General features: G+C 49.8%; 7 protein-coding genes. 5 read left to right on the plus strand and 2 right to left on the minus strand.

The genetic code is table 11. From position 1 onward, the window contains the following. Positions 1 to 7 precede the first annotated feature (7 nt). Positions 8 to 451 carry a GNAT family N-acetyltransferase gene (locus GWG06_RS28585; protein ID WP_160717876.1) on the minus strand — a complete coding sequence of 148 codons (444 nt, stop codon included), beginning with the start codon at positions 449 to 451 and terminating at the stop codon, positions 8 to 10. A gap of 91 nt (positions 452 to 542) precedes the next feature. Between GWG06_RS28585 and GWG06_RS28590 the strand changes: the two genes are divergently transcribed. From GWG06_RS28590 to GWG06_RS28600, 3 genes are all read left to right on the plus strand, one after another. Beyond that, positions 543 to 1,955 (plus strand): aminotransferase-like domain-containing protein, encoded by a 1,413-nt coding sequence (locus GWG06_RS28590; RefSeq protein ID WP_160717878.1) that lies wholly within the window; start codon positions 543 to 545, stop codon positions 1,953 to 1,955. 81 nt (positions 1,956 to 2,036) lie between these two features. Then, entirely contained in the window at positions 2,037 to 2,294 is a 258-nt protein-coding gene (locus GWG06_RS28595; RefSeq protein ID WP_127040256.1) for a DUF4342 domain-containing protein, read from the plus strand. Positions 2,295 to 2,362: 68 nt separating this feature from the next. After that, complete coding sequence (locus tag GWG06_RS28600) at positions 2,363 to 3,091, plus strand: metallophosphoesterase family protein (RefSeq protein WP_160717880.1); 729 nt, start codon at positions 2,363 to 2,365, stop codon at positions 3,089 to 3,091. Between the two features lie 84 nt (positions 3,092 to 3,175). On the opposite strand, the gene GWG06_RS28605 is transcribed toward GWG06_RS28600, so the two are convergent. Next, positions 3,176 to 3,646, minus strand: coding sequence for a DinB family protein (locus GWG06_RS28605; RefSeq protein WP_235938584.1), 471 nt, complete (start codon positions 3,644 to 3,646; stop codon positions 3,176 to 3,178). A gap of 298 nt (positions 3,647 to 3,944) precedes the next feature. Between GWG06_RS28605 and GWG06_RS28610 the strand changes: the two genes are divergently transcribed. Next, positions 3,945 to 5,777: a T9SS type A sorting domain-containing protein gene (locus GWG06_RS28610; RefSeq protein WP_127040250.1), complete on the plus strand. Its 1,833-nt coding sequence runs from the start codon at positions 3,945 to 3,947 to the stop codon at positions 5,775 to 5,777. Positions 5,778 to 6,390: 613 nt separating this feature from the next. Then, a complete protein-coding gene (locus GWG06_RS28615) occupies positions 6,391 to 13,674 on the plus strand; it encodes a SpvB/TcaC N-terminal domain-containing protein (RefSeq protein WP_160717882.1) in 7,284 nt (2,427 codons plus the stop codon). Positions 13,675 to 13,877: the final 203 nt, after the last annotated feature.

The following is a 13,877-nucleotide window of genomic DNA, read 5'->3' on the forward strand; positions in this document are numbered from 1 at the left end:
TTTGCTGTTATACCAGCTCCTGCTGCAGGTGCACATCCGGCCGGTATATTTCCATGAGCAGCTGCGGATTGTGCAGGTTCTCAAACTGATACTGCCGGTAAAGTCCGTGTGCATCGAGGGTATTGAGCATAATTCTTCTCAACCGTTTTGCCCAGGGCTGCTCCAGCAAAAAAGCCAGCAGCTGCCGGGAGATGCCTTTGCCTCTGTGTTCCGGCAGTACAAATACATCCGCCAGCCACCCGAAAGTGTGGTAGTCGGTGATAAGCCGTCCGAAGCCCACCTGCCTGTCATCAATAAAGGCGCCCATGCAAAAGGAGCCTGACAGGGAATTTTCTACCAGCTCATAAGAGATGCCCTTCGCCCAGTAAGAGTCCTGATCCAGGAACCGGTGTATCAGGGGAATGTCCATCTGCTCCTTTCCTGCTTTGATTACTACTGCTGTGTTATTCATCTGCCTGTTTTTTCTGTAAAAGTGAGAAAAAACAGAAAATGAATACAGATACAGTTTTGTGTATTTTAATGGATACAGTTAATTTTGTTGTATGAAAAAGGATTTTCTGTACCAGGAAATATCGCAGAATATAGCCCGGCTGATAAAGAATAATGTGCTGAAAGCGGGTGACAGGCTGCCTTCCGTACGGATGCTTTGTACAGCGCATGGCATCAGTATGAACACCGCCAAAAGAGTATACCTGGAGCTGGAGGGGCAATCGCTGATAGAATCAAAGCCGCAGTCAGGCTACTTTGTAAGCGGCCGGCAGAAACTGTTGCCCTTACCTGAAACCAGCAGGCCGCTGCCTGCCGGCAGCGAAGAAGAGCCGGAGCAGCTGATTGCAAGGGTATATGACAATATGGGCAAGCCTGGGCTTACCTTATTTTCTATCGGCGTACCGGATCAGCGCCTGCTGCCGGTGGCCCGGCTGAATAAAGAAATGATACAGGCTACCCGCCGTCTTTCCGGCGGAGGCACCGCCTATGAAGAACTCCAGGGCAATGAAAAATTAAGGCTGGCCATTGCCGCCCGGTCTTTTTCCTGGGGAGGCAGTTTACGGGAGAAAGATATTATCACTACTGCAGGCGGTATGAATGCCCTCTCCTTTTCTATGATGGCGGTGAGTAAACCCGGGCAGACAATTGCCGTGGAAAGCCCGGTATATCCGGGTATACTGCAACTGGCCAGGAGCCTGGGGCTTCGCGTACTGGAACTGCCTACGCATCCCCGCACCGGCATAGAACCGGATGCCCTCAAAAAAGTGTTGCCGCAAATTCACCTGTGCCTGCTGGTCACCAATTTCAGTACGCCGCTGGGCAGCTGTATGCCTGACACACATAAGCGCGAAGTGGTGAAGCTGCTGGCGGAGCGTAACATTCCGCTGATTGAAGATGACCTGTACGGCGACCTGTACTTTGGCAACAGCCGGCCCAGCTGCTGCAAGGCATACGATAAGACCGGCCATGTACTCTGGTGCAGCGCGGTTTCCAAAACGCTGGCGCCGGGCTATCGCGTAGGATGGGTAGCGCCGGGCAGATATAAAGAACAGCTCCTTCAACTGAAGCTGTCACACGCCATCTCTTCTTCCGCCATCACGCAGGAAGTGGTGGCCGGCTTCCTGGAAAGCGGCCGGTACGATCATCACCTGCGCAAAATGCGCCGTACCCTGCAGCATAACTGTGACCACTATACGCAGACGATCGCCGGACACTTTCCTCCGGGCACCAGAACCGGCCGGCCGCAGGGTGGTCTTACGCTGTGGGTGGAACTGGATAAGCGCATCAATACAACTGACCTGTATGCATCGGCCATCCGTCAGCACATCAGTATTGCACCCGGCCGGATGTTCACCCTGCAGCAACAGTTTGAAAACTGTATGCGGCTGTGCTTCGGGCTTCCCTGGACGGATGAGCTGCAACGCAAACTACAGCAGCTGGGCAGGATCGCCGCCATGCAGCTGTAACGGGTTGTGCTGCCTTCGTCAAAAAATAACAGGTATTCATTCCTCAATTCTCCTTACCTTCTGTCTCAAATTCAATTGTATATGGCCACCAAAGAAACATTTTCATTAAGCGGTGAAAACCTTTTAAAAAAAGTGAAGGAACTTATTGCAGAAGGTAACATCCGTAAAATCACCATTACAGAAAAAGACGGCAGGGAGCTGATGTCATTTCCCCTCACCTTTGGCGTAGTAGGCGTTTTACTGGCGCCGGTGCTGGCAGCAGTGGGTGCGGTGGCCGCACTGGTAGGAGAATGCAGCATTACTGTAGAAAGGGAACCGCCGCAGGAAGAAAAACAATAACGCATACGCCACCATAAAAAAACAGGAAAATACCATTGTTCCGGTACCGGATGTTGTACTTTCGAAGGATGGAAAAAAGAATCGCCGTCATCAGTGATATTCATGGCAACCTGCCGGCACTGATAGCTGTACTGGAAGATATACAACATTTTCCGGCAGATATTATTTACTGCCTGGGCGACCTCACGGATGCAGCTCCCTGGCATAATGAAGTAATCAGCACCATCCGGTCCCTGGCTATTCCGACTATTATGGGGAACCATGATGAGAGGATTGCATTTGACCATCCGGTGCATCCGCTGAGCAAACATGGCCCGGAAGAACAGGTAGCCAGGCTAGCAGCTATCAACTACACCAAAGCGACCATCACAGCGGATAACAAAATGTTCCTGTCACACCTGCCGCACCATATCCGGTTTGAAGCCGGGGGCAAACATTTTCTGCTGGTGCATGGCAGCGCAGACAGCAACGATGAATATCTTTATGATACCCACAATGCCGCCACGTTACAGCAGATGCTATCACAACAGCAGGCGGATATTATGGTTTGCGGGCATACCCATATCTCCTACCTCCGCACCCTGCCCGACGGGAAGCAGGTGATCAATACCGGCTCCGTAGGCCGCACCAAAGAGCAGGACGGAAAGGCCACCTATCTGCAGATAGTGATTCACGAAGATACCAGCATACAGTATACGCTCAGGAAAGTTACCTACAACATTAAAGAAACAGCCGACGGAATCAGAAGCAGTGAAATACCTGATTTCTATGCAGATCTGCTGGAGAAGATAATATAGGTACAGGCAGTTCTTCGCTATAACGGGAAAGCATATACTGTATTACAGACATCTTCCTTTCAGCTTGCCCTCAGCGGGGCCTGGCTATTTTTCGTTCAGCATTTTTTTAATGACCGCTATCTGACCCAGGTGATAATGTGTATGTTCTGTCACACCCAGTAAATTGCGGTGATAGCTGCCATACTTTGCATCAGCAAAATCTTTTCCCAGCTGCTCATCATCCAGCTGTTCAATCAGTACGGCCATCTGTTCGGCTTCCGTCAGCGTTTTGGCGACCAGCTCTTCCCATGCTGCCTCCGAGGTTAGAGGAGGTAAATCGAAACTGTACTTGTCATGTGCTTTAAGCGGCGTTCCCTGTAAAACTTTCAGCATGGCGCTGACATAATAATTTACATGAAAAACAAGTACGGCAATAGTATTCAGGTTATGCACCTTCGTTACCGCCTGCTGCCAGCTGATATCCGCCAGCGTATCTTTCAGGTTAACACTGGTCCAGTTTCCTCCAAAGTGAACATCTCTGAAATGTTTCGCGATTTGTCTGGTTGTTTCCATCATGATAAGAATTAAGCGCAGATACAATTTACGAATTTATTGATGCTGGAATTTTAGAATTTTAAATGCGGCGAAAATCTCCATGTACATCTTTCCTGTCTCTCTGCTTATATCTACGCTTATACCTCCTCATTAAAATTCCGGAATGCATAAATCAATAAATCCGTCAACCTTCATTAAATCTCCAATAGCCCAATCATAAAATCTCAAATATTCCCTATCTTGATACCGGCGAAACGCCCCCCAAAAACCTATGACCGTTTGCCCTGCACCCTAAACCTGTGTTTAAATTTCAATCTATATGAAAAGACTACTCTTTATCCCTCTGCTGTTGCTATGCATAGCCGTATACGCGCAGCCGGCCGGTTATGTGCCGGGTACGCAGGTATGCTGGAAAATTAATGGTTACGACCATGGTTATTTTAAAGCCGCCGGTAAAGGTGAGCGGCATATTCTGCTGGCATTTACCGGCTATGGCGAGCAAAGCTGCGCCAACTTTCAGACGAATGCGCCTCAGAACCTGCTCAATGACCTGGGCACTAACTGGAACGGACGTACGGTGCGCGCTCCCGGCGATACCATTGTATGGGAAGTGCTGACCATTCCCAACTATGCGGAGTTCTGGATGCAGCCTTATGCCCGCAACATTGACTCTTTCTTCGCGAAGATTGCACCTGTTGACACCAGTGAACACTGGCGTTTTCATGTATCCGGCCTCAGTCATGGTGTTGGGCGGTTCTGGGCTTACCTGTCCAACGCACAGGGCACCAACAGTCCGTACAGGCATATCTTCTCTACTACCATCAGCCTTTCCGGCCAGGCACAGGATGCCGGTATGCTGGCCGCTACCTCCCGCAACAAACGTAACTGGGTATGGGTAGGCGATCAGGATTACGGACAAACACATCCAGGCATATCTCAGCAGCTGTATAATAATCTTACCGGCTCCAAACGCTTCACCCTGCAGGCGAGCGTACCTCCTGCCAGCGCAGGGCATAACAGCATTACGTGGGACAGCTGTCATTCGCTGCGCGGCACAGACACGCTCACCAATACCTGGTTATGGATGGTGGCGCGGCAGCAGGATACAGTGACGCCTCAACCCTGCCCTGTTACCGGCGGCCCTGCCGGCTATGTGCCGGGAACGCAGGTCAGCTGGACCTTCAACGGCCGGTCGCACGGCTACTTCCGGGCAGCAGGATGCGGTGAAAGACATATCCTTATTGTATTCACTGCCGATACCTCTACCGACAGCACCAACTACCAGATCAATGCGCCGCAGAAATTACTGCAGGATGCAGGTATTAACTGGAACGGACGTACGGCGCGCGCTCCCGGCGACACCATTGTATGGGAAGTATTCACCATCCCGCATACATCCGCCCACTGGCTGCAGGCGTACGCCAACGATATTGATTACTTCTTCACCCATATTGAAAACATAGATACCACCGATCATAACAGGTTCCATATGGCCGGCATGGCAAACGGTGTAAACAGGATGTGGGGATATCTGACCAATGACCAGTCTCACAACAGTCCTTACCGGAATATCTTCTCTACAACCATCGGCGTATCTGCCACCTGGTCATCTATCTATCCGAAGATAACGGCGTATAGCCCCGGCAGGCGTCATTGGGTATGGCATGGCGCTGACGACACCAATTCTACCACACCGCCGTCCGCTTCCGTAGAGCATTACAATGCCCTGAACGGGAATAAGCGGCTTACCTTGCAGGCAGGCGGTGGTCATAACAGTATCACCTGGGACAGCTGCTTCAGTATCCTGGGCGCCGACAGCAGCAACAACAGATGGATATGGATGGTAACGCCTCCCGCTACTTTACTGCAACGGAGCTTTGCTGCAGAAACCTCCGCCGGCGCTGAGAAAGAAACAGCCCTGCAGGCATGGCCCAACCCTGCCGGCAATACCACCCGCATCAGCTGGAACGGTAAGCCCGGCACGCATTATCATCTGACCATCATAGATATGAAAGGCAGCATCCGTAAATCCATCCCCGGTATTAACGGTAACGCTTATACGCTGGACATGAGTCAGCTGGAAAAAGGCATGTATATTATACAGGTTACCGGATCCGGCAGAAGAACACAGATTAAATTAATGAAGGAATAAAGCACGGTTGTTTTGCTATTTAATTATTTGAGATTTTGTAGCCCATCAGGGTTTTCCTTTGTACCTATAGTTGCAGCAGGAAATCCTGCCGGGCTACAAAATCTCAAATAATTAAATAACAAAACAATTAAATATCCATTCGTTTTCCTAACTATGATGTATAGCAACTAAGATGTATATTTTTTACACATTAACCTTGCAACTGCTTACTGTACCTACATTCCAAACATCAGCCCGGTAGTATACAGCAATGGCATTCACTCTGCGCCGGTAATTTCCCCTACCCGTTTTTTCCCCGGTAAATGCTATTTTATTCAATATTTTTTTTAGCTTTAATCAGAAAAAATCAAAACCCCTGTAAGATTATTATTCTTGTAATAACTATTTTAATAACATTAATAAGACTATCCTGGCGAAAAACTCATGCTCCTGTAATATTAAACTAAACTGCGTTTACAGCCGGCCACTGAGCTTCTCCGGACAACTTTATCTCTACTCGTATTCACAGCGTAATAATCTTATGACCATAAGACGGTAAATGAGCATCATTAAAGGATACATGATTCTTTAACGGCTGTCACCTTGCTTCCACCGGAACAATAAAGTTATTGGTATGAATATGAAAGCTCCTGATAAAACAAAGCAGGACCCCCTCAAAATTTCCGCAATTGAAATAAAACCGCCCACGGGTGGCGGCACTATTAAAGGATTAGGAGATTTATTCAAGGCGGATCCTTTTACCGGCACAGGCACCTACGCTATTCCCATCCCGGTTACAGCTGCCAGAGGATTTGAGCCGGACCTGAATCTTTCTTATAATTCCGGCGGTGTCAATGGTCCCTTTGGCCTTGGCTTCTCCCTGATGCTTTCAAAAATTTCCGTTAACAGCAACAAACGTATTCCGCGGTATAACGGCACGGACCAATACCTGCTGGATGGAAACGTATTATCCGCTAAATCCGCCACAGCACAGCAACCTAACCCACGTACCGCCACCGTTAATGATATTACCTACCAGGTAACCACTTATCTTACCAGCCCCGGCATTGATTTCTCTCTTATAGAAAAATGGACAGCAGCAGACACCGGTCTTTCTTTCTGGAAAATAGTTACTCCTGATAATATCACCACTGTTTATGGAGAGGATGATACCTCACGTGTAGCCAATCCGGATGACGGCACACAGATATATGAATGGTTGCCGTGCCAGTCCTATGACGCAAAAGGTAACCGTATCGTATATGATTACCTGAAAGAAAATAATGACAACGTACCCGATAGTGTTTACGAAATCAATCATAACTGGAAAGCAGGCCGTTACCTCAACACCGTGAGTTATGGCAACTATCAGCGTCCGGATAAAACAGAAGCCTTTGCCTTCAGTATCGTTTTCAACTACGGACAGGATGCCACGCATCAGTGGCCCTGCCGTCCTGACCCGTTCTCCTATTACAACGCAGGCTTTGAAATCAGGGTTTTCCGTCTTTGTGAAAAGATACAGCTCGTGCATCATTTCCCGGATGAACTGGGAGATCCGCTGGTAGTAAAGGAACTGGTACTGCAATATGAAGATGTACAGTCCTACACCAACGTACAGTTCCAGGCTCCTTCCCTGCTGAAAAGCATTGTCATGAACGGATACCGGAAGGAGCTGACGGCACCGCAGCCGGCCCCACCGCTGGAACTGGGCTTTTCTTCCTTTCAGCCGCCGGTAGCTCCGCAGTTCAAAATACTGGAAACAGATACCAGCTCTATCCCCGGCTATCTCGACACTACCGGCTTCCTTCCGGTTGATCTGAACCGCGATGGGCTGCCAGGTTTTCTCTACAGCAACAACACTTCCTGCCTGTATATGGCTCCGCTGGGCGATGGCCGCTACCAGGCTCCCCAGGAAAACAGCAGCTTCCCTATCAATAAAAACCTGCAACGCGGAGAAGCTGTATTAACTGACATCGACGGCAATGGTATGCTGGACCTGCTGGTGAATGCCCCCGGCGAAATGGGCTACTATCCCCGCAATGCAGACGGCGGCTGGAATAACTACACTCCATTCCCGAATTTCCCCAACAATTTCCATGACCCGCATATGGAGATGGCCGACCTGGATGCCAACGGCAAAACAGATCTGCTCATTGCCAACACCGGCTCCCTGCAGATCTTCAATTCGCTGGGACTGGACGGATATGCCACTCCTACCTTCATCACCAATACCAATGGGTTTCCGCTGGTTAAAACAGGATATCAGCAGGAAATGGTCACCTTTGCCGATATGTTCGGCGACGGATTGCCCCATCGCGTAAAGATCAGCAGCGGTATGGTAGAATGTTGGCCCTGCCTGGGTTATGGCCGGTTCGGAAAGAAAATCACCATGGGCAATCCACCCCAGTTCAACGACGATTTTGACAACGCCCGTTTATTTCTGACAGATACAGACGGCTCCGGCACTGCCGACCTGGTGTATGTATATCCTGACAGAGTGGAGCTGTTCCTCAATCAATCCGGCAATACCTTTTCTGCCCCTGTAACCATCCACCTGCCTGAAACCTTCGGTATCCTCGACAGGATCAGCTTTGCAGACATCCTGGGCAATGGTACCAACTGCCTGGTGTTTACGAAAATATCTCCGGTACCTAAACAGTATTACTACAATTTTTCGGGAGAAGTAACTCTCCCAGACGGCACCAGTACACCTTCCCTCAAACCGTACCTGCTCAATGTCATCAATAATAATCTTGGTGGCATACAGATTATCAGCTACTGCAGTGCCGTGAAGTTTGCGCTGGCAGATAAACAGGCCGGACAGCCGTGGGTGACCAAACTACCCTTTCCTGTACAGGTGGTGGAACAGATTACTGTTTATGAATCATTCTCACAATCAAGATATGTAAGCCGCTATAGTTACCACAATGGCTACTATGATGCATATACCCGATCTTTCAAAGGATTCGGGATGACAGAAACCTGGGATGCCGAAACGTATGAATCCTTTCAGCAAAGTTATCAGAACCCTGACTATCCGGTATCCGCACTCAACCAGGAACTGTTTGTTCCTCCTGTTCACACGAAGTACTGGTTCCTGAACGGCTGCGGCCCCCTTGCCTACTATCCGCTGCTGGCACAGTTCCGCACACAGTATTTCCAGGGCGACCCGCAGGCTTATAACTTCCCTGACAGCCAGCTGCCTGAAGGGATGGACATTGTCACCACCAACACCGCATACCTTTCCCTGGCCGGTCAGATGATCAGAAAAGAAGTGTATGCGGATGATGATACAGCGATGGCCGCCGATCCTTACCAGGTTATACAGACCAATTATGAAGTGACACTCATACAGGCGGCAGTGCCTGATAATCCGGCAGTTTTCCAGGTAGATACACGGGAGGTCATCACCTACGACTACGAGCGCGATCCGCAGGACCCACGGGTACAGCAGGAATTTATCCTTGAAACAGACCCCGCCTGCGGGCAACCGGAGCTATCCTGTATTATTTATCTGCCGCGCCGCAATCAACCGAAAACATATCCGGAACAATATGTTCAGAAAGGCACCATCAGCCGGAATCAATATTATGATTCACCGGATGATGCTGACTACTGGCTGAAAGGTATTCCGTGTCAGCTGCAGGAGTATCAGTTACTAAATGCCACCTGCAATGGTAATTACTACTCCTTTGAAGAAGCACAGTCACAGGTGCAGGATGCATTAAAACAGGTTATCCCCTATCTGGGAACAGCGCCGGCAGCCATTTGTGCCATGCTGTACAGTGATACCACTACCTACTTCTGGGATGCCGCGCAGCAGCAGGCATTGCCAGCAGGACAAGTCACTGCCAGGGCACTGGTACATCATATTGCTACAGCCGCTTTCACGAATGACAATATCAGCAGCGCTTTCGGAGACCGGCTGTCAGCAGACACCATCTCCTCGCTGGGTGGATATGCCTATAATGCAGCCAGCGGCTACTGGGAAAATGCGGGACTCATTCAGCAATACTACAGCACTCCGGAAAGTTTCTACCAGGCCTCCGGTACCAGCAGCAGTGCCGCATCTCTTGGCGCTATGGCAACGGTATCCTACGATAACTACTACCTCGTAGCGGTGAACACCTCCAGCTACCTGTCCACCGATCCGGCAGTAGTCAATGTAGTGAGCGCTGTAGCAGATTATCAGAACCTGCAGCTGAAACAGATTGTTGATATCAATGATAATGTCAGCCAGTTTCTCTTTGATGCATTGGGGCAGTTAATTGTCAGCACCCGGTATGGCAGACAGACTGATGGTCTTACCGGCGGCATGCTGTTATACAACTATCAGCAACAAAAGGCGGAATATGTACTCCGCACCACTGCTCCGGACCACGGCCCTATCACATTTGATTCCATCCTTCAGGATGAAGATTACTACCTCCAGGGAGCCACGAGTTTCTTTTACTACAACCTGGACGGACCGCTGCAGAACAACCAGCCGCTGAGCGCTATTAACCTGATACGCGAAAATTACTATTACCAGGGAGGCAATACTGTCAGCGCTTCCCCCGTGCAGACTTCTGTATCCTATAACGATGGCCTGCTGCGCATCATGGAGAAAAAGACCAAAGCCACTCCTGTTCCGGAGGCAGCAGATAAATGGCTGGTATCTGACAGAAAAGTATTTAACAACAAGGGCAAGGCCTGTGAAACCTACGCTAGTTTCTTCAGCGATACGCCCGACTATGAAACACAGGACCAGATCACTTCCCTGTATAAGGTACCTCCGCCGGTAATTACACACTATGATCCACTGGGGCGTATCATCAGAGTGGATACCTCAAAAGGTTTCTATACCAAAACGGAATTCAGTTCCTGGGAAAAGGCTGTTTTTGATGAAGATGATACCGTCATCACTTCCGTATATTATCAGCAGTTCATGGCGAACTATCCCCCTGAGCCTACGCAGCAGGAGATTGATGAAAAGGATGCACTGGACAAGGCTGCCCGGTTCAACAACACGCCCATGCTGCAGATACTGGACAACATGGCGCATACCATCCGTACCATCGCCACACTGGAAAACGGTATGCAGCCGCCGGCATTTATTGCCACAGATATCAGCGGACGCAAACTCTGTGAGATTGATCCGCGCCTGTATGCCTCGAATGTGAACAGCGGCACCAACTATTACAATTTCAGGTACCAGTACCCGATGGGTAGTGAAACACCCCAGCTGATTGATAGTGCGGATGCAGGCACACAAAAACATTTCAACAACATTTTTGATCTGCAGACCTGGTCCTTCAGCGCCAGAAGTTACTGCCAGGTTATTTTCTACGACTGGCTGCAACGGAAGCTGCAGCTGAAAATAAAACTGATTACAACTACCGGACCTGTCAGCAGTTTTGATAATTTCAGCCTGGTAGAACAGTATACCTATGGCGAATATGCCACTCAGCCGGCAGGGAGCAATCTGCGCGGAGAGGCGTATCAGCTGAATGATCTGTCCGGTGTTCTCCTGACAACCGCCTTTAGCCTTACGGGCAATCTCATGGCTACTTCCAGGCAGATGGCAAAAGAATACAAAACACCTGTCAACTGGAATAAAACCGTTGCACTGCAGGACAAGATATATGCCTTCAGCTATACATTCAATGCCGTCAGCAAACAACTTACACAAACCGCTCCTGATAATTCTGTTGTCAGCTACAGTTATAATTACCAGGGGCTGCTTACTGCCGTAAACCTGAAAACCAGTGAGGGTACGGCTACCGCGGTAGTAAAAAGTATCAGTTACAATGCCGCTAACCTGCGTACTGCCATTACCTACGGGAATAATACCAATACCGTATTCACCTATGAGGATACCACCAACAGGCTGATACGGTTGCTGACACTGCGTACCGGGCAGCAACCTGCCACCATGCAGGATATAGCCTACACCTATGATCCGGTAGGCAACAGCACCAGAACCCGCGACAACTCTATAGAAGTTATCTTCAGCAACAATCAGCAGGTAGACCCATTACAGGATTATAACTACAACGCCCTCTATCAGCTCACTACCGCCAGCGGCAGACAGCATCCCGGTATCAATGCCACCACTTACCGGAACAATATCGCTGATGGCAGTTTTATGCAGTCAAAATTTTCACAGACCCCGGTGAATGATGGCAGCGCTATTGAAAATTACCGCGAGCTGTATACGTATGATGACAGCGGCAACCTGACGAAGAAACAGCATATCGCCACCTCAGCCAACTGGACCCAGGACACGCCCGTGATGGACAGCTGCAACCACCTGAATGATGTTACCTACGATGAGGCCGGCAATCCGTTATACGTACAGATCAACGATCATGTGCAGCTGGTATTCAACTGTTGCAACAACCTCACCTCGGTGCCAGTGATTACCCGGCCGGATGAACCGGATGATGCAGACTACTACGTGTATGACAGCGAAGAGCAGCGGACCCGCAAGGTCAGTGAGTTGTATGCCACCGCATCTTCTGTTACCTATAACGACACCATCTATTTCAATAATTACCTGTACCTGGAAAAAGGCACGCAGCTGAGCGACGGCAGCAGAACCAGTACCGATCAGCGGCAGAGCATCCGTGTGATGGATGACAAAGACTGTGTACTCATTTATCATTACTGGACACAGGGTGGTCCGCAGGGCGGAGATCATACGCAATACCGATATCAGCTGGATAACAACCAGCAGTCTGTTTCCGTGGAGCTGGACCAGGACGGATTACTCATCAGCTATGAAGAATACTATCCTTATGGTGGTACATCTATTATTGCGGGCAGTAACCAGGTAGATGTCTCGCAAAAGATATACCGTTACTCCGGGAAAGAATGCGACAATGCTACCGGGTTCTACTATTACGGGCAACGATATTATGTTTCATGGCTGGGCCGCTGGCTCAACCCTGATCCTGCCGGCACTATAGACGGATGGAATCTCTATGCCTTTGTGAAAGGCAACCCTGTCACCAATGTAGATGAAGAGGGGCTTGCCGCGAGGAATGCCTGGCAACGGCTCAGACCCGGCGGGATGGGTTCTTCCTGGATGCGTGCAGGCAATCCGGCCCTGACTACAGCTGCTGCCTTAACAGGCGGGCCGAGGGCAACCCTGACCTCGCGCGCTACTACTGTAGCAAAAGCCGGATCCGGCTCTGGATCCGGTTCAGGATCCGGCGCGGCGGCAGCAGCCGGTGCAGGCTCCGGAAGCGGTGGTGGCAGCGGCAGCGGATCTGCAGGCAGTGTCAGAAATTACAGTTCTTCTTCCTCCGCATCATCTGCGGCAGCAGCAGCGGCGTCTTCTTCATCTGCAGTAATTACACCTGCGGATCTATCTAACCCGGATTATTCCGTAGGCGCATCTGCAGCGGTTTCGCTGCAGTCAGGGCTGGTACATACACCCAGCCTCGTATACTGCCGCGCCGGCGTCATCAGCGTATTCGGCATCGGAGGCTTTTATCTGTCCTCCGTAGTCTTTCACTTTGAAGGGACGCCCGATGCCATGCACGAGGCATTGCGAAGTGCACTGGTAAGACCTTCCGGCTCCTACCTGAAAGTGATGGCAGGTACTTCAGGCAATGATTCCCTGGTGCCCAATACCCCGCATGTTAACAGAGGTATGCCAATGGATCCGCTCACCGTAAAGTTACTATCGGACCTGCAGCCGGATTTAGGAGCTCAATGGCATGCTGCCACGAAGATCACCGATGCGCAAACAGCTGCCTTCCGCAGCAAATACGACAACCGCTCCATTATGCAGCGTGCTGCGGAAACATTGGGAGGATTCGGTATACAGCGACGCACAGGTATCTTCAGAATTTCGCCGGCAGGCATTGTTTCATCCGCCGGCCTCTCCCAGCATATGATAGAGCAGCTGTTGAAAAAACCGATGGATTAATAATTGCGAATTACGAATTACGAATTGCGAATTACGAATGAGGAGCGAAGATAAAAACGAAGAGCAAAACGGAAATAACCAAATAAACAAATAATCAAATAACCAAATGAAACAACCGCTCATGTGCATTAGCTGATTAACGACTGTTTAATCAAAACCATTACACCGATCCGATGAATACACCATTGAAGAAAGAACCAAAG

Source organism: Chitinophaga solisilvae (genome assembly GCF_009928525.1).
GTDB classification, from domain to species: domain Bacteria; phylum Bacteroidota; class Bacteroidia; order Chitinophagales; family Chitinophagaceae; genus Chitinophaga; species Chitinophaga solisilvae.

Bases quoted from the DNA above. Each gene is read 5' to 3' on its own strand.
- GWG06_RS28585 (WP_160717876.1), bottom strand. From the start codon at position 451: ATGAATAACACAGCAGTAGTAATCAAAGCAGGAAAGGAGCAGATGGAC.
- GWG06_RS28590 (WP_160717878.1), top strand. From the start codon at position 543: ATGAAAAAGGATTTTCTGTACCAGGAAATATCGCAGAATATAGCCCGG.
- GWG06_RS28595 (WP_127040256.1), top strand. From the start codon at position 2,037: ATGGCCACCAAAGAAACATTTTCATTAAGCGGTGAAAACCTTTTAAAA.
- GWG06_RS28600 (WP_160717880.1), top strand. From the start codon at position 2,363: ATGGAAAAAAGAATCGCCGTCATCAGTGATATTCATGGCAACCTGCCG.
- GWG06_RS28605 (WP_235938584.1), bottom strand. From the start codon at position 3,646: ATGATGGAAACAACCAGACAAATCGCGAAACATTTCAGAGATGTTCAC.
- GWG06_RS28610 (WP_127040250.1), top strand. From the start codon at position 3,945: ATGAAAAGACTACTCTTTATCCCTCTGCTGTTGCTATGCATAGCCGTA.
- GWG06_RS28615 (WP_160717882.1), top strand. From the start codon at position 6,391: ATGAATATGAAAGCTCCTGATAAAACAAAGCAGGACCCCCTCAAAATT.